The 26,268-nt window shown below is 31.0% G+C and carries 20 protein-coding genes; 1 reads left to right on the forward strand and 19 read right to left on the reverse strand.

Features of this window, described 5'->3' with window-relative positions; translation table 11 throughout:
* Nucleotides 1–115 precede the first annotated feature (115 nt).
* The 11 genes from JL105_RS08740 to JL105_RS08790 form a co-directional block, all read right to left on the reverse strand.
* Entirely contained in the window at nt 116–2,227 is a 2,112-nt protein-coding gene (locus JL105_RS08740) for a stalk domain-containing protein (protein WP_132027497.1), read from the reverse strand.
* 83 nt (nt 2,228–2,310) lie between these two features.
* Entirely contained in the window at nt 2,311–2,934 is a 624-nt protein-coding gene (locus tag JL105_RS08745; RefSeq protein WP_132027499.1) for a DUF47 domain-containing protein, read from the reverse strand.
* Between the two features lie 17 nt (nt 2,935–2,951).
* Nucleotides 2,952–4,004 (reverse strand): inorganic phosphate transporter, encoded by a 1,053-nt coding sequence (locus JL105_RS08750; protein WP_132027501.1) that lies wholly within the window; start codon nt 4,002–4,004, stop codon nt 2,952–2,954.
* Between the two features lie 287 nt (nt 4,005–4,291).
* The gene (locus tag JL105_RS08755; RefSeq protein WP_170169636.1) at nt 4,292–5,989 is read right to left on the reverse strand and encodes a 2Fe-2S iron-sulfur cluster binding domain-containing protein; all 1,698 of its coding nucleotides are present in this window, start codon (nt 5,987–5,989) and stop codon (nt 4,292–4,294) included.
* Between the two features lie 3 nt (nt 5,990–5,992).
* Nucleotides 5,993–7,867, reverse strand: a complete 1,875-nt coding sequence (locus JL105_RS08760) for an NADH-ubiquinone oxidoreductase-F iron-sulfur binding region domain-containing protein (protein ID WP_132027506.1) — start codon at nt 7,865–7,867, stop codon at nt 5,993–5,995.
* Nucleotides 7,854–8,342 (reverse strand): NADH-quinone oxidoreductase subunit NuoE family protein, encoded by a 489-nt coding sequence (locus tag JL105_RS08765; RefSeq protein WP_132027508.1) that lies wholly within the window; start codon nt 8,340–8,342, stop codon nt 7,854–7,856. Before JL105_RS08765 ends, JL105_RS08760 begins: the two co-directional genes overlap by 14 nt.
* A 204-nt stretch (nt 8,343–8,546) precedes the next feature.
* The gene (locus JL105_RS08770) at nt 8,547–11,015 is read right to left on the reverse strand and encodes an ABC transporter substrate-binding protein (RefSeq protein WP_132027510.1); all 2,469 of its coding nucleotides are present in this window, start codon (nt 11,013–11,015) and stop codon (nt 8,547–8,549) included.
* Between the two features lie 221 nt (nt 11,016–11,236).
* The gene (locus tag JL105_RS08775) at nt 11,237–11,992 is read right to left on the reverse strand and encodes an acyl-CoA dehydratase activase (protein ID WP_132027512.1); all 756 of its coding nucleotides are present in this window, start codon (nt 11,990–11,992) and stop codon (nt 11,237–11,239) included.
* Nucleotides 11,993–12,004: 12 nt separating this feature from the next.
* Nucleotides 12,005–12,226, reverse strand: coding sequence for a putative Se/S carrier protein (locus JL105_RS08780; RefSeq protein WP_132027514.1), 222 nt, complete (start codon nt 12,224–12,226; stop codon nt 12,005–12,007).
* Nucleotides 12,227–13,486, reverse strand: coding sequence for a double-cubane-cluster-containing anaerobic reductase (locus tag JL105_RS08785; protein ID WP_132027516.1), 1,260 nt, complete (start codon nt 13,484–13,486; stop codon nt 12,227–12,229).
* Between the two features lie 146 nt (nt 13,487–13,632).
* On the reverse strand, nt 13,633–15,537 hold the full coding sequence (locus JL105_RS08790) for a cobalamin-binding protein (RefSeq protein WP_132027518.1): 1,905 nt from the start codon (nt 15,535–15,537) through the stop codon (nt 13,633–13,635).
* Nucleotides 15,538–16,113: 576 nt separating this feature from the next.
* On the opposite strand from JL105_RS08790, the gene JL105_RS08795 reads away from it, so the two are divergent.
* Entirely contained in the window at nt 16,114–17,397 is a 1,284-nt protein-coding gene (locus tag JL105_RS08795) for an RNA polymerase sigma factor (protein ID WP_158280011.1), read from the forward strand.
* A gap of 100 nt (nt 17,398–17,497) precedes the next feature.
* On the opposite strand, the gene JL105_RS08800 is transcribed toward JL105_RS08795, so the two are convergent.
* The 8 genes from JL105_RS08800 to JL105_RS08835 all read right to left on the reverse strand — a co-directional run bounded on the left by JL105_RS08800 (nt 17,498) and on the right by JL105_RS08835 (nt 26,113).
* The gene (locus JL105_RS08800; RefSeq protein ID WP_132027522.1) at nt 17,498–17,977 is read right to left on the reverse strand and encodes a hypothetical protein; all 480 of its coding nucleotides are present in this window, start codon (nt 17,975–17,977) and stop codon (nt 17,498–17,500) included.
* Between the two features lie 298 nt (nt 17,978–18,275).
* Nucleotides 18,276–18,503: a hypothetical protein gene (locus tag JL105_RS11700; protein ID WP_132027624.1), complete on the reverse strand. Its 228-nt coding sequence runs from the start codon at nt 18,501–18,503 to the stop codon at nt 18,276–18,278.
* A gap of 22 nt (nt 18,504–18,525) precedes the next feature.
* Nucleotides 18,526–19,503, reverse strand: coding sequence for a mannose-6-phosphate isomerase, class I (manA, locus tag JL105_RS08810; RefSeq protein WP_132027524.1), 978 nt, complete (start codon nt 19,501–19,503; stop codon nt 18,526–18,528).
* A 100-nt stretch (nt 19,504–19,603) separates the two neighbouring features.
* The gene (locus tag JL105_RS08815) at nt 19,604–22,234 is read right to left on the reverse strand and encodes a glycoside hydrolase family 38 N-terminal domain-containing protein (RefSeq protein ID WP_132027526.1); all 2,631 of its coding nucleotides are present in this window, start codon (nt 22,232–22,234) and stop codon (nt 19,604–19,606) included.
* A 25-nt stretch (nt 22,235–22,259) separates the two neighbouring features.
* The gene (locus JL105_RS08820) at nt 22,260–23,270 is read right to left on the reverse strand and encodes a PTS fructose transporter subunit IIC (protein WP_132027528.1); all 1,011 of its coding nucleotides are present in this window, start codon (nt 23,268–23,270) and stop codon (nt 22,260–22,262) included.
* Between the two features lie 14 nt (nt 23,271–23,284).
* The gene (locus JL105_RS08825; protein ID WP_132027530.1) at nt 23,285–23,602 is read right to left on the reverse strand and encodes a PTS fructose transporter subunit IIB; all 318 of its coding nucleotides are present in this window, start codon (nt 23,600–23,602) and stop codon (nt 23,285–23,287) included.
* A gap of 13 nt (nt 23,603–23,615) precedes the next feature.
* Nucleotides 23,616–24,095, reverse strand: a complete 480-nt coding sequence (locus JL105_RS08830) for a PTS sugar transporter subunit IIA (protein ID WP_132027532.1) — start codon at nt 24,093–24,095, stop codon at nt 23,616–23,618.
* A gap of 5 nt (nt 24,096–24,100) precedes the next feature.
* Nucleotides 24,101–26,113 (reverse strand): BglG family transcription antiterminator, encoded by a 2,013-nt coding sequence (locus tag JL105_RS08835; protein ID WP_132027534.1) that lies wholly within the window; start codon nt 26,111–26,113, stop codon nt 24,101–24,103.
* Nucleotides 26,114–26,268: the final 155 nt, after the last annotated feature.

Consider the following 26,268-nt stretch of genomic DNA (forward strand, 5'->3'; position numbering starts at 1 on the left):
TAATATATAAAAAACTATTAAATATACTTGTTTTTCAAACCTTACATTGGTTAGGCAAATACAAGAAAAAGCTGTTGGCATGCCGTCAACAGCTTTTTCTTGTATTTACCCATATCTATATTTTAATCTTGTCCAATTTTCGTAAATTGTGTTGCTTTATAAGCCTAATCAGTTTTAATGCATATTCAGGATCCGTTGCATATCCTGATCTTTTTAGAGCCCAAGCACCTTGAACACTGTCATACATAACTTCTTTGAAGGGCTTATACCTTTCAGAATTCAATAAAAGATTCTTATGATCCATCCAGCTTTCCTCAACACTATTATAGGCTCTAAACTTTGCATCTACATAATAAGTTTTGCCATTATATACTTCCCATGTATTGTATATAACTGAACCATTAGGACCTTCTCCCTTTATTCCAAATAGATTATATGAAGGCTTTCCAGTATATTTATCCACTGGAACCTTTTGTCCCCAACCAGTTTCAAGAATGGATTGAGCTACCTGCAGGGCAGCTGACATACCAGTCTTTTCCCAAGAATCTTGAGCAAGAGTTGATGCTAAATTTAAAAATTTATCTTTTTCAATTATAGGTACTGCTTCATATATTTTACCTAAATACACCCTAATTGGAACTGGTTCACTTTTAATTTCTTTATTTTCATATTTAGCTATGGCTTGTATATTCCAATAACCTTCGTCCTCTTTAGCTGGAGTATATACTACTTCCATTAATGGATTTTTATTTTCTGCTATAGTTTTTATCTTGCCTGTCTCTTTGTTTATGAGTACATAGTTTACATAATCTAGTGGAACATTGCTTATAGTTTTTAAACTAGTAGATTCCCTTAATACTTGATTAGGTCCTACACCTTCTAAAAGCACTTTAGGTTCCCCTGTTAATTTAACCTTTATAGGTTTACTTTCGTAATATTTCCCTTTTGTATCTTTAACTTTAACTAGTAATTCTTTTTCGCCAGATATTTCAGGTCCTGGAAACCACCTATATCCTCCATAAGCCTTTTTTTCAAGTATTTGTTCATTATGAGTTTTTGGATCCCTTAATATATATTGGGTTTCCAACACATCAAAATTTCTAGAAGCTAAAAGATTTACTGGTTTATTTATTACTTGTCCTTCTTGTACACCTTTTAATTCTAATTTAGGGCTTGCATTTACCTTAGCCTTTACCTCGTTGCTTTCATAAGATTTATCATTGCCGTCATATGCAATCACTTTAAAAGAATAATTGCCATTTTCTTTAACATTAGGTTCCCATTTATATTTTCCATAAGGATCTACTGGAATATCTTCATCCATAATTTTAGTATTTCCTGTATCTAAATTTGTAACTTCATATTTTACATAATAAGCTAAAAAGTTAGGATCTGCTCCCATATATATGGTATCATCAAGAATTTCGCCTTCTTCTATCCCTGTCAGTAAAACCTTAGGTTTTATATCCATAATAACTGAAATGGCATCTCCTCCTATGAATTTACCATTTTTATTATAGAGAGCTGCTACTAATATCTTTTCTCCTTTGTCCTCTACATCTGGTAGCCAAGTATATTTCCCTACTATATTCTCCCCTCTAGCTATTACTTTTCCTTCCAATGTTTCAGGGTCTAATAATAGGTATTTTATCTCTTTGGCATCTTTAAATTTATCTTGAGGAATCTCTATTTGCAATAAAGTTTTCCCATTTACAACTTGTCCAGATTTTAAAGTGGATATATTTATATCAAAAAAAGGTTCTACATTTCCTTCTATATTGGAATCTATATAAACGGTTCTAGTAGATTCATCCCACTGAACTCCTACCCCTAGTGCATTTGCTATAAAACGAACAGGTACAAAGGTACGACTTTCTATAATCTTAGGTGGTACATCTATTATACTATAGTTTTTTTCTCCATCTTCATAAGAAACTAGGTGACTCCCTATTTTTAATCTAACTACTTTATTATCCATTTTAATAGTTACTATTCTATCATTACCATTCCATTCAACTTTTCCTCCCAATTCTTCCGATACAAATCGAATTGGTACTAATGTTCTTCCGCTTTCAACTATAGAACTCATAAAAGAAGTAATGTCTTTCCCATTTACTATTAATTTAATGGGTTTGGCAGCAAAAGAACAAGTACTAAAGCATTGTGAACAAATTAATAGTATGAGTAATAGGGAAAACAATGTTACATTAAGTATATTCCTTTTCATGTTTTTCCTCCTTCATTTTTTAAAAAACATTTACTTATATTATAATCATAAATAAACAAATAAGCTAACACTAAGCTGGTAAATTATATATTTTTCATTATAATACCTTCTACAGTTTCTGCAACATCTTCACACGCATCGCAACAATCTTCAAATACTTGGAAAATTCGTGTCCAAACTATAACATCCATAATATCTGTAGGCTCTATATATAAATTTCTTACAGCATTTATATAAAATCTATCTCCTTCTTCTTCTATTTGATTTATACTTACTATGAAATCATGTATATTATTTGATTTTCTAAAATTGGGAAACTCTTTCATCATATCTTTAATCTTTTCACAGCCTCTAACTATAATATCTGCAAACTCAATAGCTTCTTCCCGTATTTCACGAATATTATACATATAAAGCCTTAACAGTATATCTTCTGTAGAATCTATAACTTCATCAAGCTCTTGTGCTAATAGTATTATATCTTCCCTTTCTATAGGAGGCACAAACTCCTTAGCAAGATTTTTCATCATATCATGAACCTCAGTATCAGCTTTATATTCTTTTTTATGCATACTTTCCATTGCCTGAGGAAGTTTTTCCACATCAAAATTTTCAATTATATCTGCCAATTCTTTAGCCACTTCATATGTATATTGTCCCATCCTCATAAACATAGCATAATAATCATATCCTTTTTTTCGTCTCACATAAATCCTCCTCCAATTTAAAATAGTACCATAAATAGTTTAGCCATTAAAAAACCTATCATACCGCAGCCAGGAAAAGTCAACACCCAAGTCATAACCATTTCCTTGACCAAAGACCAGTTTACAGAAGATAATCTTCTAGCTGAACCTACCCCCATAATAGCTGTGGTTTTTGTATGAGTAGTACTAACAGGCAATCCAAACATAGAAGAAAAAAGCAAGCAAAGGGCTGCTGCTAGATCAGCTGAAAACCCTTGATATTTTTCCAACTTTACCATATCCATACCAACTGCTTTTATTATTCTATACCCTCCCATAGATGTACCTAATGCCATTACTAAGGAACACAATATCATAAGCCAAAAGGGTATTTGAAAATTGGATACATTACCTTGCCCTTTTGCTAAGAAAATACCTAACATAAACACGCCCATAAACTTTTGCCCATCTTGTGCCCCATGCATAAACGCCATAGCTGCACTCCCAAATATTTGAGCTCCTTTAAAAAAACCTGTAGTTTTTCTTCTGTCAACATCCTTAAATATAAATTCCACTAATTTCACAATAATAAATCCCATTCCAAAACCCATTATGGTAGAAAAAACTAATCCATATATAACTTTAACCCATTCAGAACCATTTATACCAGAAAAACCTCCTTGAAGAGCTATAGCAGCACCAGATATTCCTGCAATAAGTGCATGGCTTTCACTTGTAGGTATGCCAAAATACCAAGCCATAGTAGCCCAAATAACGATTGCAAAAAGTGCAGCACAAAGGGCCACAAGAGCAGTATGGGGATCGCCGCCAAAATCTACCATATTATATACAGTCATAGCGACAGAACTGTTTACCATGGTCATAATCAATATCCCTAAAAAATTAAATATAGCTGCCATAGTTATAGCACTTCTCGGCCCTATGGAACGGGTAGCAATAGCTGTTGCAATTGCATTTGGAGCATCAGTCCAACCATTTACCAGGACTACTCCCAAAGTCAATATTACAGTAATAAGTAATGTAGAATTGGTCACTAATTGTTCTAAAAAATCTTCAAATAAAATAGTCACTTTTTCACGTCCTTTATCTCTAAAAAATTAATCCATATTAGTATAACTATATTACATAACTTTTAACAAAATTTCTAACACAAATTATATTGTATCATATTATTTTTATATATTTAAATATATTTTTAATTTGCATACCAATCTTATCTGCATATGTATTTAATCAATTTTATATTTTCTTATAATAAACTTATAAAACTATAATGAAATTAAAATTAATAAGGACAGGAAAATTATAATATTATAATAATTTTTCTGTCCTTATTATATAAAGTTTACTAAATTAATTATTTATTTGACTTTCTATCAACATGCAACAAATCGTGTCTATCTTTCAATATACCTTCGAACAATGAAGCCACTAAAGGATTTTCTTCAGAACTCTTAATTTGCGACATTCTATCAAGCTTATATAATCCATTTGCTCTACTAGATCTTACATCTTTTTCTTTGTATACTACGGGTTGTCCACCACCACTTATGCATCCTCCTGGGCAAGCCATCACTTCTACAAAATGATAGCTTCTTTCTCCAGACTCTATTTGTTTTATCAATTCATTAACATTTTTCAATCCATGTACTACTGCTAATCTAACCTCTATTCCTCCTACATCAAATATAGCTTCTTTTATATTTTCCATTCCTCGGACATCTTTAAACATTATATCCTTAGTTGTATGATCAGGCTTATCTTTCAAAAGTCTTGTAATTACTGCTTCAGTAACTCCACCAGTGGAACCAAATATTACTCCTGAACCACTTACCAACCCAAAAGGCATATCAAAGGATTCTTCTTCTAATTTCTCAAACATAATACCTGCTTCTTTTATTAAAAATGCCAATTCCTGTGTTGTTATAACTATATCAACTTCTCTAATTCCATCATGTTCAAATTCTTCTCTAGCAGCTTCAGCTTTTTTAGCCGTACAAGGCATTATTGATACAACTACAGTTTCCTTACCTTCCCTTTTATCTTTATCTTTAAAATATTCTTTTAATGCTGAGCCAAACATCTGTTGAGGAGATTTACAAGTTGAAATATTTCCTACCATATCGGGATATTTATTTTCAGCAAACTTAACCCATGCTGGACAACAAGAAGTAAATAATGGAAGTCCTTTTCCTTCTTTAAATTTCTCCATAAATTCATTGCTTTCTTCAATTACTGTCATATCTGCCCCAAAAGATGTATCATAAACTTCATCAAATCCAATCCTCTTAAGTGCAGCAACTATTTTCCCTATAGTTATTTCTCCTGGTTTAAATCCAAACTCTTCTCCTAAAGCAACTCTTACTGCAGGAGCTATTTGTGCTACCACCCTTTTTTTTTCATCATGAATTACTTCCCAAACTTTATCATTTTCATTTTTAATTACAATTGCTCCTGTTGGACAAACAGTTCTACACTGTCCACAATTTACACAATCCACTTCAGCAATACTTCTGTTAAATGCAGGTGTTACCCTCATTTTTGAACCTCTATATGCAAAACTTAGTGCTCCTACTCCTTGCACTTCTTCGCACACTCTTACACAATCTCCACATAAAATACATTTATTAGGATTCCTAATAATACTCAAACTTGATTTATCTATAGGAAGTTTATCAATCATCTCACTAAATCTAATTTCTTCAATTCTCAATCTAAGTGCTAATTTTTGAAGCTCACATTGTCCAGTTATTTCGCAACTTGTACAATCTCTATCATGTTCAGCTAATAATAATTCAAGAATTACTTTCCTATATTTTTGTACCTTTGGTGTATTTGTATATATTTCCATACCATCCCTTGGTCTTTCTGAACAGGATGCAAAAGTTTTTCCATTTACATCTTCAACTATACACATTCTACAAGCACCAAAAATACTTAATTCTGAATGATAACAAAAAGTTGGCAGGTCAATACCAGCCTTTCTCACTACTTCTAATACATTTTTTTCTTTATCAAATTCTACTTTTCTGCCATCTATAATCATAGTACCCATAATTTAAACCTCCTTTATAGCTGAAAAAGCACAATGTTCAATACAGGAATAACATTTAATACAAATATCAGGATCTATCTGGAATTTATCTCTTATTTTACCAGATATAGCGTTCACAGGGCATATTAATCTACATTTACCACAGCCTCTACATAATTCAGGTACTATTTTCATTATTTTTAAACCTTCGCAAGTACCAGTAGGACATTTTTTATCCACTACATGAGCTAAGTATTCATCCCTAAAATATTTTAATGAACTAACTACCGGATTCGCTGCTGTTTTCCCAAGTCCACAAAGAGCAGTATTAGTTATGGTATCTGCTAATTCTTCCAGTAAATTTAAATCTTCTACAGTTCCCTTTCCATTAACAATTTTTTCTAAAATTTCAAGCATCCTTTTAGTACCTTCCCTACAAGGTACACATTTCCCACAAGATTCATTTTGAGTAAAATTCATAAAAAATCTAGCAACTTCTACTATACAAGTATCTTCATCCATTACTACCATTCCACCTGATCCAATCATAGCCCCAGCTTTTTTTAAAGAATCAAAATCCAACGGCATATCTAAATGTTCCCTTGTTAGACATCCACCTGAAGGACCACCTATTTGAACAGCTTTAAATTTTTTGCCATCCTTTATTCCTCCGCCTATATTAAATATGATTTCTCTAAGGGTTGTACCCATTGGCACCTCTATAAGTCCAGTATTATTTACATTTCCTGTCAACGCAAAAGCTTTAGTACCAGGACTATTTTTAGTGCCATAGGACTTGTACCATTCAGCACCATTCATAATTATATGCCGAACATTAGCAAAAGTTTCCACATTATTTAAAACAGTAGGTTTGCCCCAAAGTCCTTCTTCTACAGTTCTCTTTACTCTTACCTTCGGCATTCCTCTTTCGCCTTCTATGGAGGCAATAAGAGCACTACTTTCACCACATACAAAAGCTCCTGCACCTTTATTTACATGAATATCAAAATTTAAATCTGTACCTAATATATTTTTCCCAAGTAATCCAAATTCTCTAGCCTGTTTAATAGCTTCATTCAACCTTGCTACAGCTAATGGGTACTCTGCTCTTACATATATATATCCTTCAGTTGCTCCTGTTGCATAAGCAGCTATAGTCATACCTTCTATAATATTATGAGGATCTCCTTCCATAATAGATCTATCCATAAATGCACCTGGATCTCCCTCATCACCATTACATATTACATATTTAATATCACTTGATTGGGAAAGTGCTTGTGACCACTTCTTTCCAGTAGGATAACCTCCACCACCTCTGCCTCTAAGGTTTGCATCAGTTATCTCTTTACATACTTCTTCTGGAGTCATTGTATCTAAAACCTTAGCAAGGGCTTGATAACCACCATATGCAATATATTCTTCAATTGATTCTGCATCAATATGTCCACAATGCTCTAGTACAAGACGCGTTTGAGATTCATAGAAAGGTATCTCTTCTTCAGCATAAAAAACTTTACCATTAGATTTATACATGAGTCTTTCAATAGGTTGTTCTTTTATCAATGTTTGATTTACAATCTCTTCGCAATCTTCTAATTTTACTCTTATATATAAAAAATTATCAGGCTCAATTCTAACTAATGGTCCTTCTTCACAAAATCCATGGCATCCACTCTTTCTTATCCTAATTCCATCATCCTCTTCACATAATTCCACCTTTGCTAATAGGCCTTTCTCTCTTACTAATTCTTTTAATTTCTCATAAATATCTAAAGAACCGTTTGCTACACATCCGGTTCCCCCACATACCAGTACACGTTTTTGGCATTTTTTAAGAGCACCTTTATATCTTTGAGATATTTCTTTAAGTTCGCTAGTACAATTAATTTTTGCCATCAGAACCCCTCCTTATTTCTTGTATAAGCTCAATCGCCTTTTCTAAAGTCATATTCCCATAAACCTTGCCATTAATATTTACTACAGGTGCAAGTCCACAGGCTCCAAGGCAAGATACAGTTTCAACTGTAAACAAAAAATCATCAGTGGTACGTTTTTCACTATTTAATTCTAATTCCCTGTATAATGCTTCTAGTATTTGATTAGAATTCCTAACATGGCAAGCAGTACCATCACAAACTTTAATAACATACTTACCCTTTGGTTCTAATGAAAAATTCTCATAAAATGTAGCAATACCAAATAATTTTGAGGAACTAATATCCATTTTTTCAGCTATATATTCCAAAGCCTCTTTTGGTAAATATCTGTATTTCTCTTGAACCTCTTGTAATATAGTGATTATTGAAGATTTTTCTCTACCATAAGTTTCAATAATACCATCAATTGTACCTTCCATTTCTTCAATATGCATAAACACCCCTCCTTGTAAAGCTATCCGCTCCAATGTATTAAAATTTTGTATCATTGTTAATAATTTTATCAAAGATATAAATTTAGTCAATAGTTAAACAATTAACAACTTTTATTCTAAAAAAACTTTTTTATCGCATAAAAACATGCTTAAAAATCACCTAAATATGGTGAATTTTTAAGCATACATTAGTATAAAATATATTTACTCATATTTTATAATATTATCATATTTAAGCATTGCTAAGGATGATAAATTTACATTATGCACATCATCTTTAGTGCATACGCCATTTTGTGGATGAAGTATAGGAACATTGGGGGCATCTTCTGATATTATCTTCTGAATTTCCATATACAACTCTTCTCTTCTTCTAGGATTTGTAGTTTTAGTTGCCCTATCTATAAGCTCTACTACCTGTTCATTTTCATAAGCACTTAAGTTAGTTTGAGCATCTGGCATAAATAAAGGCTTTATAAAAGATGAAGGATCTAATGTGTCAGCATACCACCCAGAAAAATACATGTCAAAACCTTCTTGTAGCTCCTGAGCTCTTGTAAGTTTTTCATCTGAAACTTTTTTATACTTACATGTAATCCCTATAGCATTTAAATCCTCTTCTACTAATTTCAACATAGGGTGAGGTTTTTCTCCTGAAAGAAATACTAAAGGTCTATTTAAGTTTATTCCTTCTTCCATTATAATTTTCTTTGCTTTCTGAGGATTATATTCATAACCTTTTACATGATCATCAGGTATTAATCCAGGAGGTATTATACATTTTGCTTCTACTGCAAGACCGCCAAATAGTTCATCTATTATCCTTTGTTTATTTATAGCATGATTTATAGCTTGCCTAATTCTTGGTTGAACATAAGGTGAGCTTGTGTTTTTTAGTTTAAACCCAATATAAAATGTGGCTATTAAATCAACAAACTTTATATTGTCTCCTAATCCATAGGATTTGAGAGTTTCATAATCTTTTTTATTTTCTACTATATAAAAATCATATTCCCCATTTAAGAAGTTCTCTAATGCATCTTTATCTCCAACTTTAGCTTTAACTACATCACAATAGGGCTTACCTCCTATAAAATTAGGATTAGCTACTAATCTATATTCATTCTCCTTATAGTTATCTATCATATAAGGACCGCATCCTATAAATTTCCCAGCTTTAAGCTCTTCTCGATCCATTACTGCACAACAACCATGAGATAACAATAGAAGAAATCCATTAAAAGGATTTTCTAATCTAATGGATAATCTATATTCATCTAATACTTGAATACCTTTTACTTCATTGGTTTTCCCTGTCATAAAATCCTTTGCACCTTCAATATAATCTATAAACCAAGCGTTTGGTGAATTAAACTTAGGGGATAGTAACCTTTCTAAAGAATATTTTACATCATAAGCTGTGACCTTTTTCCCATTATGGAATGTAGCATCATTTCTTAAATTAAATATCCAAGTCAGATTGTCATCCTTAACATACCATGTTTTCGCTATGGAAGGAAGTACATCCCCTGTATCACTAATTGTTAGTAAACCAGTATGAATATTGTTTAAAAATCTTAAGCTTTCCATAACATTACACATAGCTGGATCTAAAGTTTGAAGAGGAGATGAAATGGATAGCTTTATAGTAACTGACTCCTCTTTTTCCTCTATTTCTATTTCCTCCAATAGTTTATTAGTCATATCATCTAAAAGCATTGTTACTTGTTTTAATTCTTTTAAAGTTGCTTTTGTAAATTGAGTATTCATCATTGCACTTTCTACCATAGCCATAGCTTTATCTGAAGAATGTTCCATTTCGTCAGTAGAAAGCACTATGGATTCAAGGCTTTCAGTCTGAGCAGATATAGCTTGAGCTATTTCTTTCATTATTCCCAAAACATCATTTATTGCAGCTTCAATTTCTTCGAAGGCATTTTGCGATTCTTGAGCTACTGAAGAACCTTCTACTACTTTATTATTGCTATTTTCAATGGCTTCAATGGTAGTATTTACATTTTGCTGAATATTCTTTATTATATCCGATATATGATTGGCTGACTCAGCACTTCTATCTGCCAACTTTTTTACTTCCTCTGCTACAACAGCAAAACCTCTTCCTGCATCTCCTGCCCTTGCTGCTTCTATATTGGCATTTAATGCTAATAGATTAGTTTGTTTTGCAATATCTCTTATTATGTTTAATATATCTTCTATTTGAATAATACTATCTTTTAAACTACTTATCTCATCCATTACCCCAGACATAGATTTATTAATTTCATTCATGGATTCAATGGTATTATATACTGATTCACTGCCCTTTTTTACTACCTCTAAAGTTCCACTTGCTGTTTCATAAGAATCACTGGAACTAGCATGAAGTTCCTCTGCCATAGCAGAATAATGTCCTATTTCATCCACTACTGCATATATATGTTTTACTTGTTCTTCTACTCTATTAGCAATAGCACCTATAGCATTTATTAAGTTTTCCGTTTGATTGGCAGAATCTTCTATTTTAAGTTCTAAATTATGTAGTAGTTTTTTTTCATTTTGTCTAATTAAATTAAGTTGAGATTGATTTTTTAAATTTTCTTCTAAAGTATTCTGTTTTTCCACAACTTCATTTTCTTGTTGAACATTAGTTTTTTTCTTAAATAAATCAAACATTGAACCCCTCCATTAAACTTATGTAATTAATTAAAGTATAATGCAAAAATACAGTTAATTCAATCTTTTTAAAAAACTATTTAAGTTTTTTTAAAAAGATGCACCAATGTTGCACCAAGGGCGGATATTTTTGCACGAATATACCTTAGACATACGACATGCCCGTCAAACTAAAAAAGCAAATTAAAACTCACATGAGTTTTGATTTGCTTTTTTAATCTTTATATGTTTTTTGCTAGTAAAGCTCCTCCTATAGAGCCAGCATATCTACCAAGAGGACTTGTTTTTACTTCACTTCCAATTTCCTCAGAAAGTAACTGAATAAAAGATTCTAATTCACACAATCCTCCTGTTAAATATAGACTTCCTTTAATTCCATGCTTATTTAATAGACTTTTTATTCGTCCTATTATGGAATTCATAACCCCTCTAGCGATATCCTCTCTATCTGCTCCGCTTCCAATAAGACTTATCACTTCAGATTCTGCAAAAACCGTGCACATACTTGTAATCTTTATGTCTTTACCTCTTAAGACCATATTTGCCATTTCATCAATAGTAACATTTAATGTATTTGCCATAAGCTCTATGAATCTTCCTGTCCCAGCAGCACATTTATCATTCATAGTAAAATTGGATACATTCCCATCCTCAACAGTTATAATCTTTGTATCTTGTCCGCCAATATCTATTACCGTTAAATTTTCTCTTGCTAAATAATAAGCTCCTTTTCCATGACAGGTAATTTCAGTTATGGTTTTATGAGCGTATGGTACAGAAACTCGCCCATAACCTGTTGCTATTATTTTTGAATTTTCAATGTCTATTCCCTTTTTTACTAATTTTTCCCTTATTTTACTGGAAGTTTCTACACTATTCCAGCCTGTTGGCATTACAATATTTAATTTTAAATCATCATCTTCGAACACAGAAACTTTTGAAGCTGTTGAGCCTATGTCTATTCCTATATAATTCATACTTATCATCCTTTACTCTATAGTAAATAGTCCTTTTATTTCAACTGAATTTTTATCAATAATATCCTTTATAACTTCTTCATCTTTCTTATTATACATAATTGATATTCCACAACTTGTTGAGAGTTTTCTAGGTGTTGGTGAAATTACATATTTTATATTATTTTGTTTTAACAATACTTCTAGTTTAAGTCCTTGACTATAATTGGGAAACAATATATAGTGCTTTGCCAACTAGATCATCTCCAAGAAAGCCTCAACTCTAGTTTTGATTTGTCCTGTATCTTCTTCAGAATAATCTGTTTCTATTTTCAATAAAGGTATATCCTCTTCCTTTAGAGCCTTTGCAATTTTTTCATATTCTATTGCATAAGTATGACAGAAAGATAGATTATAGTATATTACTCCATCTACATTGTACTCATCAACATATTTAATTATATCTTCTACCCTACCTTCATTTGGGGTAAAGCAAGCACAATTTATATCCATATATCTTTCAGCCATATTTCTTACAAGTTCATCAATTGTATCCCCTTCAGTAGATACTTCATTCTCAAAATATCTGGTTCCTGTACATGTTTCTTCCACAACTATTTCAGCATTTAAACCTTCAACTATTGAATGAAGTTTCCAATTTGGAAGAGCCATAGGGGTACCTGTTACCATTATTCTCTTTTTGCCATTAGGCTTTAATTCCTTTACTCTCTCTTCTAACTCATCACAAAGTTCTTCTGTTTTTTCAATAAATCTTTCTGGATCATCAGAAAAGGCAACTTGACTTACTAACAATGCATCTAAACCACTAATTGGAGAAGGAGTATTTTTCCTTAAATCATACATCCTTTTTAATGCTTTTCTTTTTCCATTACATATATCAATACCTTTTTTTAAACTTTCTATTGTTACTTTATTTCCTGTTAACTCTTCCATTCTATTTATAAATATCCTTATTTCATCTTCCCATTGTTTGATATTTTTCTCCCTCTTCATTTGAGGAAGTTCCATTACATGAACTGGTATATATTCATCCATAATCTCCCAAGCCTTTTTCTTAGCATCACAAGTAGTTTCTCCTACAATCATATCGCATGATTGAAAATATGGACAAGTAAGACCTATTTTAGCTCCTGTAAAAGCCTTAACTAAAGGGCATATATTTCTGGGCAAAATCTTTTCTCCATCTTCAATCCAAAACTGGCTTCCTGAGCAAAGCCCTACACCTATAGCTTTTGTCGCAAGTATTACCTCATCAGGTACAAATACACAGAAGGTTCCTACTACTTTGCCACCTTCTTTTTTATATTTTTCTAGTTCCATTATTCTAGCACCATGTATTTCAGCAACTACATAATTAAAATAATTCATTGCTTCTGGTCTATTTTCTTGAGTTAAATAAATATCACCAAATTGCTCTGGTAAAGCTTCACATAAAATATCATGCTTCTCAATATCCATATTTAAATCTTGCCACATCTTTTTATAATCGCCCACAAAAAATTCCCCCTTATATATTTTATTCAGCCTAGATTATAACATTTGAAGTATGAAAAATATATGATTATTGATATTTATGATATTAATTATCAATTTATTGATTTTTTTTATAGGCAATAATAATAGGACAGTAAAAACCATCCTTACTGTCCCACACGATATTTTTGGTTAAATATATATTCTACTTCTTCTAAGTTACTTCTAGCATAATCCACTACTTTTTCAGCACTCATAATATTGCCTTCCTCATCTACAACTTTTACACTACCTCTTACAGGTCTTGTTTTTAATCCTTTAGCATATTTAAATTCATCTACTTCTCCCCATAGATAAGGTACAGGTAAAAAACCTGCTGCAAATATTTTATAAAATCCTTCTGCTGAATAAGGATTATCTACATATTTTTCTATTCCATCAATAATAATCTTTGCAGAGCCTATAAGTTCTATCATTCTTTCATAAACATCTTCATTTCTACTCATATCTTCTATTTTGCCTTCTTTTCTCAATCGTCTATACTCTTGTAGTGAATATTGAGTAATTTTTATACTTTCATTTATAATATCTGGCGTTGCAAGATGGGAGGCTTCTGAATAACTAACCACATGTATAATTGGAGGACTAGTTTCATCATGAGGATCTATATCATCCATAAGGGCTGTAACTGCTGCTAATTGAATTTTAGCTTCTTCTAAATCAGGTTTGAAATAGTCTAAACCTGCTCTAGGCTGTAATATAACCTTGAAATTAGAATCCTCTAAACTTTTAACTAAAGTAAGCATAGCTCTAGATTTAGCTAAATCTTGAATCCCCCATGTTAATCTAGGTGTATTTAACATATTTTGTAATATAAGAGTTTTAATTCCCAATTTTTTTGCAAGTTTTGAAGCTAAATAAGCTGATATTATATAAGTTACATCATCTGCTCCTCTAAATGCAAAGTGATGGGATACATTAGGCTCATAAGGTTTATTTGTTGTTGCAACATATTTTAAAGTTTCAATATGTTGCTGCAAATTGGTGTATAAATCATAAGGACCTCTCCCATCTAGCTTGTTAAACCACCATAAAGATAAAGCATGCCAACATATATTTATGGTTTCTTCATATATTCTTGCCAATTCTGGTATATTTTTTGTTCCAGCATAGGTTCTCAATAATAAAGGTCTAGAAACTTCCCAAATCATTCTATATTCTTCAGGAGAATTTATAGGTACTCCTCCACCATTAGGTTTATCATCCCAATCTTCCCCAAAATTTGATTGAGTTAATTGAGAAGTTCCAATGGATAAAATGTCTAAATATCCAGTTTCAGCTAAATATTTTGCCCAAGACATAAATAGCTTTATAGCTTCTTCTCTAGTCATGGAAGATGAATAAGGACCTGCATGAGCACGCATCAATGGTACAAAAGGACCTGATTTTTGTGCTACAAGCCTTTTTTCAACTGTATCATTAAAAGTCCCATATTCTGGATAAGTAGCTCTATCTACTGGTTTAAAAAAATCATAGTTCTGGGACTTGATTATATCCTCACCAAATTCCATTCTAATATCATCATATCTACTTCCTTCTAATATATGTTTAGGAATTCTTTCTTCAGGAACTCCCATTTTGTGTAAAGTTTCTCTTATAGATTCTCCACCTTTAAATGTTTTTACAAATCCTTTATGCACCTCATTTATTACTTCACATGCACGAGGTAATCCTGCAAAAAATACAGATTTAATAGGACCGCCTTGGTAATCTAACATACTTTCGCTTCTTAATCTATTCATAAGATATCCTACCAGGTCTACTGCATCATCTTCATCTAATCTATAACTTATTCCAATGTGGGTAATTTTATTTTCAATAATCCAATTTAAAATTCGCTGTTGATTTGGTTCGTGATTTATATTATCCATAACTTTTGAAATAACTTCATCTGCAATTATTACCTTATAACCACAATCTTTTAATAATTCAGCAGCTGTAGTCAATCCCAGTGTATGAGCATCAAATGAAGGTTTTATAAAAGCATATACATCTCTATCTACTAAATACATATCTTATCCCCTCCATGGAACAGTATATTTTTCTGTATGTGTAAATATATGAGTAAATAAGGGACTCAAAAATAGTCCCTTAGTTAATGATACCCAATACATATATTTTAAAACAAAATTATATAGATTATCAATAGGGAAATTATCCTTACTAGACATGAAAAAGGAGAACTCTCTAAAGAGCATATAGATACTCATAATTCCGACATAGTCGGTAGATATCTAGTTAAGATCGGCACCAAAGAATATGATACCGTAAGACAGATCTACTTCAACAGCCACAATGAACTAGTAGAGAATTATATAAATACCGAAGGTGTAGACGAAAAATAATGGGATAGTGAGAAACATCCCACTACCCCAGAAATAACTTAGTAAGTTAGTGCCGGGGCGGATATTTCATATTTATCCCTTCCTTCTATACAATCTTCACTTTACTATATTTATTCGTATAATAATATATTCAATACGTGAATACAAATGTATGCTATAATATTTTAAAAATGAACCTTTCATTGTTTTTTTACGTCTATAAGGGTGAAGTCGTATTTAATGTAAAGAATGGGAGGTGATGATATGGATAATGATGAATTTGTTTTGCTGCTAAATAACTGCAAAAATTCCATCGAACGCTTTATTTATTATAAAATGCCAAATAAATATGATGCTGAGGATATATTACAAGAGGTATTAATTACAGGATATAAATCCTTCGATAAATTAAAATCTAAGGAAAAATTTAAATCCTGGATGCTATCCATTGCTGCTAATAAATGTAATGATTATTATAGAAACAGGCTTAAAGTACTAGAAATACCAATAGATAATATATACTATTATGAAAAATCCTATAGCAGAGCTGGAATAACAGTCAAAGACGCAGTAGATGATACCCTAGAAAACCTTCGTGATCAAGATAAAAAGATATTGACTATGCATTATATCAAAGGTATGGACCAAAAAAGCATTGCTTCCATGCTCAATATTCCAGTTGGTACAGTAAAGAGTAGACTATATACGGCTAGGCAAAACTTCAAAGAAATATATCCATATCCACCGGATATGAAAGGGGAATGTATAATGAAAAACTCAAGTTTTCCACAGATTATGCCAGAGATTACTATAACTAAATCTAATTTGGAAGAATTTGAAATCAAATGTGAACAGGATATAGGATGGTTTATCATCCCTCGTCTAGGTGAAGAGTCAAGCTTTGCTACCTATGATTTCGATAACTATCCTACAATGAAAAAATCTAGTGAAACTACTGTAAAGGTCATAGGAAAAGCTATCATCCATGGAGTAGAATGTGTAGAAATAGAAGAACAAGAAGTTGGAATAGATGGAAGCACATATGGATTTACAATGTTTGAACGCCTTACAGATACACATTTACAAACAATAGCAGCCATATATTATTCTAATGGAATTAAGAAAATATCCACCTTTTTAGATGACGATTTCCTCAGTTTTTGGGGATTTGGAGAAAACAATTGTGGTGAAGAACTACTTCAGAAAAGAAAAGGTACTATTGAATGTAATGAAAAGGGAGAACTCTCCAAAGAGCATATAGATACTCATAATTCCGACATAGTCGGTAGATATCTAGTTAAGATCGGCAACAAAGAATATGATACCATAAGACAAATCTACTTCAACAGCCACAATGAACTAGTAGAGAATTATATAAATACCGAAGGTAAGGTAGTGCTTTTCAGGCGATTTAATAGATTTGATTGGCGATATAAAAAAGGCTACGACCAGCTTTGGACGGATATGTTTCCATATTCCGATAGAATTATTCTAAATGGGGATATATATGTTCACTGGTACAATTGTTTGCCAATATATGTAATATAGCCATGGTATAGTAAATAGGGGAGAACTTTTGTCTCCCCTATATGTTTTTATAAATTTCTATACCAAAAATGCAAAAAGATCCGTCCCTGATGCATGAACTTTAGTCAGTTCTAATCATATATTGAGCATAGCCTTGGCTATCATTTTCTATTCTTTCAATGGGATATTTACCTGTTTTTATTTTATTGCTAAAAACTCTACCCAGTTGCCAATTCCCTACCTTATCTGATAGATAATCCCAATCTTCTGGATAGAAAAGCTCTCTAAGTATAAAGGTATAACCGAAACCTATATTTCCCATTTCTATGTTTTTATTGATCATATTTATCCTATCTTCCAATATTATATCTATGGCTTTTTCTCTATTTTCTTCTATATCTATATTTTCTATTAAACTTCTATCAAATTCTTCTACAAACAATTCCATATTTGCTAATTCCTCTTTACTAATCTTACCAGCACTTACTACTTTTAATCCTGTAAATGGTGATGTATCCCCTGGTTTTATATTATATTTTTCAACAATTTCTTTATCAATGTCATATTCTCCTTCTTCACCTACTAATTTTAATATTTCCATAAACTATTCCCCCTTTCTATGATAAAAATGTACCTATTATATAGTTTATCATATATAAAAATTTACAACATTCCGATTTTTAGTTTTATATAAAATTAGATAAAAAATTAAATATTTTAAATTATTAATCTCAAAAATAAAGGATGCTTATAGAAATTTCTATAAGCATCCTTTATTTTATTAATCTAATGTTGTCTTGAATACATATAACGCCCACTAATTAATTCTCACACCATTACCTTATAGCCACAATATTATAATAATCTAGTACTTCCTTCCTGGGCAATATTGTTTATCTCTATTTACTTTCTATAGGCTTCTTTAAATTTCCTAACATAAATGCTGTTACAATAGCTCCTACTACTATAGCAACTCCATACAATAATACTCCTTCAACTGCATCTAAAATTACCTTTATAGTTATATCTTTTGCTTCAATATATTTAGGTACATGCCAGGTAGTAGTTCCTGAGTCTAGGATTATGGTATCCCCATTTTCTATTTCTTTAGCAGCAATATTTCCAATTTTATCCTTTTCCTCTGCATATTTATCTTATAATATTTAAAATTTCTTCCTCAACAGTCTTTACATCAGGTACATAACTCTTTATCAATCTACAATCTCCTTGGATAGTATATTTCCCTAAAGCAGCTGGTATAAGGATACTATCTCCTTTCTTAAAGCCAACTTTTCCTTCATTATAATAAATTATTCCTTCTCCTTCTACCGCTGTAAGTATATAAAACCTATCTTCATCACTTTTTTCCATAACATTTTTAAATATATCATAAACTTCTAAAGAAAAATGTTCACTTAAACAATAATAAATCTTATTATAGCCATCTTTTTCTACTAATAAACCTTCCCTTCTCTTACCCTCATAATCAAATCTAATAACATCTAATGCTTTTTCTATATGGGTTTTTCTACCTCTACCATAATCATATACTCTGTAAGTGGTGTCACTATTTTGCTGAATTTCAGCTACAATCATTCCTGGTCCCATAGTATGAATAAGTCCACTTTTTAAATAAAATACATCCCCTTTTTTCACATTTATTTTATTCATATATTTTTCTACAGTTCCATCCTTTATGGCTTTTTTAAACTCCTCTTTGCTACACCCATTGGTTCCTAATATTATATACGCATCTTCTTTTGCCTCTACTATATACCAAGCTTCTGTTTTTCCTAATTCCCCATTTTCATATTTTTTTGCATATTCATCATCAGGATGAACCTGAACTGATAACCTGTCCCCTGGACTTAAAAGCTTAATCAACAATGGGAATTTCCTCCCAACCAATTTATTACCTAAAAGTAGTTCCTGTTTTTGTTCAATTAACTCATCCAGTCTCTTGCCCTTGTATTTCCCATTTGCCACAATACTCACTGCCTTTTCATGACAAGCTACATCCCAGCTCTCACCTATTCCCCCTTGAGGAATATTGTCTCTAATAGCAGATAAAGCCTGACTCCCCCATACTTTCTCAAAATATATATTTTCAAATTTTAGTGGATACATAATTAGCCTCCTTTTGTGTTTCTATAATATACATACTTTATGAGAAAAAAGAGCTAATCCTAAAGACTAGCTCTTTTAATATACTTTTAATATAATAATATTATCTCTTTAAACAAATCTTTAATGTAATAATTTCATTGGGATTCATAGATTTAATTACCATATTCCTATCATAAATAATTTTTCCTTCTTTTTCTAACTCTTTTTCACTAAAATCTACAATGGATACATCTTCTACATAATCATTATTTAGGTAAACATTAATATCATATACTGGTTCATTAGAAGAATTAAAAATCCTTAATATCAAATCATCACTATCTTCACACTTTTTTATAGCACTAGTCCCTATTAATGAATTATCTATTTTAATTAGATAAAATTCATCTGCTAAAATTGATTTTTCTTTTTCCCTATCTCCTTCTACTGCAAACATTCCATAATTATAATCTTCAGCTATATTATGAACTGACTGGTCTACTTTATGAGGTAAAATTGCATATTCCATTTCATACTTGCCAATCATATTGCTATCAGGAGTAGGTATATGAAGTCCTGATCTTCTTCCAGGTCTATTCACTAAATCTCTTTTACCCATATAATCAATTCCAGAAAGAAGAGTTAAAGCAATAGTAGGTTCACTGCCATTTAATATTTCATATTGAGGAAGCCCCTTATTTAATACTGCAAAACCTATTTTATCATCCATTACATCTACAAATTTTTGTTGAGGATAAATTGGATAATATTTTTCTTGCCAATTTTCATCTATCCAATCTTCATATCCTTCAAACATGTTATTTCTTTTTAGTACACCAAATTGCTGATCTGAAATATGAGTTTTTGTATTTAATCTAGTAGGGAATAAAGCTCGTATTCTATGATTGTATACTCTATTATCAATTTTAGTACTTATATCTATTCGCTTTGAACCCTTTGTTAATATTATTTCATGACTTACCCTACAGGATTCTAATTCATCAGATCTTTTTTCTTGGTTTGTAAATTTAGGCCAATTAAATTTTAAGTTAACTCTTATCTTTCCATATATGGGTCCATTTGATATTACCTCTAAACTTTCAAAATTTCCTGCAGTTGAATAATAAATTCTATCATTTACTGGTGGAGAATAATCATATTCATCTCCTCCATTACCTCTTTCTTCAATAAGCAACAGTTCTTCAAAAGTTTCATTAGTTTCTTTATCAGTTACAACTAAAGTTCCCTTTTCTGTTACTTTAACTATAATATATTCATTTTCTAATCTTAAATCATCATATATTATTGGATCCTTTAGTAAAGTATTTTTTATATCTTCTCTAATATAATAGGTTCTAAAACCAATGCCATCTAACTCAGCTTCAAATGCAATTTTCAATTTATACATCTTTTGTTCCTTGTTTTTCCCAGCAAAATGACTCTCTATTGCATAGTCATTTAAATTAACCACTTCTTCTTCAATTATTTGATATGGTATATTGTTGCCATTGTTATCTATTAGCCCAAATCTATTAGTATTAAAAAGGATATCTGCAAACACAATGCTTTTTCTAGGAGTTAGTAGGGTATTAAATACAACCAAAGGTTTGGCATCTTCCATTTTGTATTCAATATTTTTTACTATATTTTCTATAGCATCTTCTAACATAGGTTGACCTAATTGCAAGGCTTTCATATACCTTACTTCCATTTCTTTATGAGTAGCATCTGTACATACATTCCCAATAGAATCATGAGCTTGATTTTGTATAATGTACTTCCATCCTCTATTTATCAAACTATTATCATAATGATAACCTAAAATATGAGATAAAGAACATATGGGTTCTAGATATTTTTCATAATATGCCTCAGTTTGATGATTTAATTTTTTTATATCCAATCTTGTACCTGCAATACTCATGTGAACTCTCATATGTTTACCTTTTCTAAATTCTCCAGACAATATAGGGATATTGTTACAAGTTTTTCTTACTTCTTTCACATAATCTTCTAAATTAGAAATAAAAAACTCATCTTCTGGATAATCCCTGTTCAAAGATTCGACTATTTCTGGTAAATCTGGTTTTGCAGGTCTTTGATCGTATCCACATAATAAAAGTATTTCATCAGTGTCTGTTATGCTTTTTTGTTTACAAATATTTTCTTTGACAACTTTATCATTTCTTTCTCCAGACAAAGTTAACCATTTTGCATTTTCATAACCTAATGGCAAATAATGAGCCATTACTTTTGAACCATCAGGTGCTTTCCACCAAAATTCCCTACTATTTGTATCTTCATCGCTAATTCCTCTCCAAATAACCACATCAGTGATATTAAAACCTCTAAGAATTTGAGGGATCTGAGCTGACTGACCAAAAGAATCAGGCAAATATCCTATTTTCATAGATCCTCCAAATTCATTAGCTATACTCATTCCAATTAGTATATTTCTAATTAGTGCTTCTCCACTTGGAATGAATTCATCTGGTTGAATATACCATGGCCCAACTATTATTCGCCCTTTTTCAATTAATTTTTTTAATCTGTCTCTATTTTCAGATCTAACTTCTAAATAATCCTCTATAACACTAGTTTGCCCATCTAACATAAAGGATTTATATTCTTCTCTTTTTTCTAAAAGCTCTATTAAATTATCCATCATTTGAACTAGTCTAACTAAATACTGTTCAAAAGTTTTATGCCACTCTCTGTCCCAATGAGTATGGGATACAACATGAAATCTCATATGCGACTCTCCTTTTATTCTAAGACTAAACTAAATTAAATCCTTCATCTTCTCCATCTATTACATCTTCTTCTTTTCTAAACGTAATTACTAATATAGCTGTTACTAAAACTCCTACAGCAAAACCTATTAACCATCTAATTGGATGAGTCATAAAAGGTAATCCCCAAATTCCTATAGCACATGGAATTGAAGATTTTGCTCCAAGAGCCAATACTAATGCTCCACCAATACCAGAACCTATCATTATGGAAGGTATAACTTTTATTGGAGTAGCTACCGCATAGGGTATTGCTCCTTCACTAATTCCTAGGGAACCCATTATAGCAGCTGGTAGTGCATTCATCTTTTCAGCTTTTGAAAATTTATTTGGTGCTAAAATTGTAGCTAATGCAAGTCCTATTGGAGCTGTCATAATTCCTACCCAACAAGCAGCCATAGGTTCATAAATATTCTCAGCTAATGTTGCATAACAAAATGATAGTACAATCTTGTTTACTGGACCACCCATATCAAATGCCATCAATGCACCTATTATAAATCCTAAAATTGCTAAACTGCCTCCTTGCAATGATTTTAGCCAAGTTTCTAGACTAACTGTAAGCGGTGCCAAAGGTATGGAAACTAAATAAACAAATAAAGTTGTTAAACCTACACCTAATACTGGGATAATCATAATAGGTTTTATAACAGCAGCTACATCAGGAACAGGTATTTTCTTTAGTTGATTAACAAGCCATCCTGCAAAAAATCCTGCAAATATTCCTCCTAAATATCCAATGCCTAGTTCTCTAGCTGCTAAGCCACCAACCAACCCAACAACAATTCCTGGTTTATCAGCTATTGAATAAGCTATAAAACCTGCTATTAATGGAACCATTAAACTTAATGCCCATACTCCAACCTTTACAAAGGCAGATGCTACTGTACCTTCTTCTCCCATTATTACACCAATGGAAAGTAATATTCCTCCTGCAACAACTGCAGGAATCATATAAGAAACTCCTGTCATTAAATGTCTTTTTATTTTATCCATGGTAAAACCTCCTTTTATTTATTTACTTTAAATGCTTCAATAGCTTTTTTTATAACATCTTGACCATCTTTAACTGCAGCAGCTACTGAAGTTTCATAACAAAATAATGATTCAAATCTTTCTGATTTATCTACTTTTGTATCAGCAGCAAATATTACTAAATCTGCATTTTCAATATCCTTATCTGTAATTTCATTTTCGATGCCCATTGCCCCTTGAGTCTCAACTTTTATTTCATGTCCCATTGCCTTTGCTGCTTTTTGCAATGATCTTTTGGCTATAAAAGTATGAGCTACTCCAGCTGGGCAAGATGTAATTGCTAATATTTTCATATTATCCTCCCTCCTAGTTGTTTTTTGTCATTTCAATATTTATACCTTCATTAATTAAATCAATAATTTCTTCATTGCTTTTCGCATTATATAGCTTTTTGACAATATCATCATTCATTAACATACTTGCAATGCTTGACAATATTTTTAAATGAATATTATTAGAATCTTTGCTATTCACTGCTAATAAAAATACAAGTTTAACAGGTTTTCCATCTAAGGAATCCCATTCCACTTCCTCTTTTAGTCTTCCTATAGCAACAGAAGTCTTACACACTGTATCTGATTTTCCATGGGGAATGGCTATGCCTTCACCTATTCCAGTAGTGCCTATGCTTTCCCTCTCTAATACTGACTTCATATACTCATCTAAATCCAATATTCTTCCTTCTGTTTTCATCATATTTGCTAATTTCTCTATTACTTCTTCTTTTGTTTCAGCACATAAATTCAAGTCAATCAAGTTTTTATTTATTAATTCATTTGCATTCACTACAATCACTCCACTTCTACTAAAAATTTAACAATTTTTTCCTTGCTTTTTATTGATTTTAATTTATTTATTTTTTCCTTGTCATCTATAATTTCATATATATGATCAAATATTTCATCTAAAACTTCTCCTCTTTTATTTTCAATAGCCAACATAAAAACTATGTCCACCTTGTTCCCATCCCAATCAATAGGTTCTTTTAAAATACATAGGGCAATTTTTGATTCAATCACATATCCAGGAAAAGCATGAGGAATAGCTATATTCCCATAAGATGTTGGAGATACTTTTTCTCTATCCATAACAGATTTATAGTATCCATCTTTTACATATCCATTTTCATGTAAGCTTTTTACCATGTGTTTTATAACTTCTTCCTTTGATTTAAAATCCATATCTGGAAATATTAATCTTTTATCAATTAATTTTTTAAATTCTCCAGATTTAATATTCAGTTTATCTTCATCATTTAAGCTGACTTTATTTATATGCATTTTTATTTTTTCAATATCATTGGGCCCTAAAAAAGGATTTACCAAAATAGTTGGTAATTCATAATTTATTAATGGTATAGTGGTAATAATCATATTGGGCTTTTTCTCCTTTAAAACTCTTTTTAAATCTATAACAGATACAATATCTACAATATCTAAATCTGGGAATATTCTTCTTAATTTTGATGCTAATAATTGAGAACTACCTAAACCACTACCACATACTAAAATAACCTTTAATTTTTCAAAATCCTTTTGATAGTATCTTTCCCTTGCTGCTCCAAAATGCATAGCTATATATGCTATTTCATCTTCATTCATTTCCAAATCATATTCATCTTTAATCACATCACATGCATATAATGCTGCTTCAAAATCAATAGGATATAATTTTTTTATTTCCTCTAAAAAAGGATTTTTTATTGGCAAATTATATAGCAATCGATTAATAGCTGAATGAATGTGCAATAGTAATCCCATTAACAATTGTCTATCATAGGATAACTCAATGTTTAAAATCTCTGAAGCTTTGTCAATCATCATCTTACAAGTATAAAACAATCTATTATCAATATTTAATTTAATTAAATCATCTAAATTATTTTCATCTAATAGATTTTGTTGCACTTTACCGCCTAGTATGTGCATAGTAATATATGCTGCCTCTGCTTCTGGAAATATTATATTGAACTCTTGCTCTAAATCTTTTATAATTTCCTTAGCCAATTTATATTCTGGTTTGTCTTTTAATGCATCTATGGTTTCTTGAAAAAGCTTAATCTCCTTCTTAGCATTTATTCGTGTAATTGCAATAGCAATATGAATTATCAATGCAGTGAAAGCGCTGTCAGAAAACCTATATGGAAGCTTTCTTTCAATTTTTCTAATGGAACGTTCAATGATATTTAAATCAATTGAACTAAAAAAATCCTTTGCTTCTTTGCTTATATAGTAATCTACATGCCCATTATAATCTTCGATAACTTCTAACCATTCACTTTTAGTTATTGTTTTAGACAATAAACTTGCAATAGCAGATCTCATGTTTTTTTCACTACCACAAACTTTTAAACCTTTATTTGGTTTTCTTATAAGCTTTAATCCTTCAGTATTCAACCATTGTTCTATAAAAGTTAAATCCCTATTTATGGTACTTTTACTTACATATATTTCATCTGCTAAATCTTGAATTGTAATATAATCATTTAAATCCAATAGACGCATCAAAATATAGTTTTGCCTTTCCTCAGGAGTATTGGGTAAATAATAACTGTTTGTATTCACTAAATCATAAAGTTTCATTTTAATATCATTATCAACTTCCAGTAATATTCCTACATTTGGCTTTCTAATTAATTTACCTCCATGAGAAGCTAGCCAATGTTCTAATAGATCTAAATCATTTGAAATAGTTTTATTTGATACTCCGACTATTTTCTCCAACTTACCTATAGTTATTGGCTCATTTGAGTCCAATAACACTTTTAAAATATATTTACATCTTGAAGAAATAGTTCTTTCCACAGTATCACCTTCTTCTTAAGACAATTATAGCACTATTAGTATGATCTAATATTCTAATAAAATTCATCATTAATTCATGTAGTTTGATATTAATTATTGGCAAGATAAAAAATATAATTAGTCAATATAAGTAAAAATATATAAATAGAACCAGT

The organism is Keratinibaculum paraultunense, assembly GCF_016767175.1.
In the GTDB taxonomy this organism is placed as follows: Bacteria; Bacillota; Clostridia; order Tissierellales; family Tepidimicrobiaceae; genus Keratinibaculum; species Keratinibaculum paraultunense.

What these genes read in the sequence shown, in the direction of transcription:
- JL105_RS08770 (WP_132027510.1), bottom strand. Translation starts at nt 11,015, where the DNA reads ATGTTTGATTTATTTAAGAAAAAAACTAATGTTCAACAAGAAAATGAA.
- JL105_RS08795 (WP_158280011.1), top strand. Translation starts at nt 16,114, where the DNA reads ATGGATAATGATGAATTTGTTTTGCTGCTAAATAACTGCAAAAATTCC.
- manA (WP_132027524.1), bottom strand. Translation starts at nt 19,503, where the DNA reads ATGTATCCACTAAAATTTGAAAATATATATTTTGAGAAAGTATGGGGG.
- JL105_RS08790 (WP_132027518.1), bottom strand. Translation starts at nt 15,537, where the DNA reads ATGTATTTAGTAGATAGAGATGTATATGCTTTTATAAAACCTTCATTT.
- JL105_RS08775 (WP_132027512.1), bottom strand. Translation starts at nt 11,992, where the DNA reads ATGAATTATATAGGAATAGACATAGGCTCAACAGCTTCAAAAGTTTCT.
- JL105_RS08825 (WP_132027530.1), bottom strand. Translation starts at nt 23,602, where the DNA reads ATGAAAATATTAGCAATTACATCTTGCCCAGCTGGAGTAGCTCATACT.
- JL105_RS08760 (WP_132027506.1), bottom strand. Translation starts at nt 7,867, where the DNA reads ATGGCAAAAATTAATTGTACTAGCGAACTTAAAGAAATATCTCAAAGA.
- JL105_RS08815 (WP_132027526.1), bottom strand. Translation starts at nt 22,234, where the DNA reads ATGAGATTTCATGTTGTATCCCATACTCATTGGGACAGAGAGTGGCAT.
- JL105_RS08820 (WP_132027528.1), bottom strand. Translation starts at nt 23,270, where the DNA reads ATGGATAAAATAAAAAGACATTTAATGACAGGAGTTTCTTATATGATT.
- JL105_RS08765 (WP_132027508.1), bottom strand. Translation starts at nt 8,342, where the DNA reads ATGCATATTGAAGAAATGGAAGGTACAATTGATGGTATTATTGAAACT.
- JL105_RS08740 (WP_132027497.1), bottom strand. Translation starts at nt 2,227, where the DNA reads ATGAAAAGGAATATACTTAATGTAACATTGTTTTCCCTATTACTCATA.
- JL105_RS08755 (WP_170169636.1), bottom strand. Translation starts at nt 5,989, where the DNA reads ATGGGTACTATGATTATAGATGGCAGAAAAGTAGAATTTGATAAAGAA.
- JL105_RS08800 (WP_132027522.1), bottom strand. Translation starts at nt 17,977, where the DNA reads ATGGAAATATTAAAATTAGTAGGTGAAGAAGGAGAATATGACATTGAT.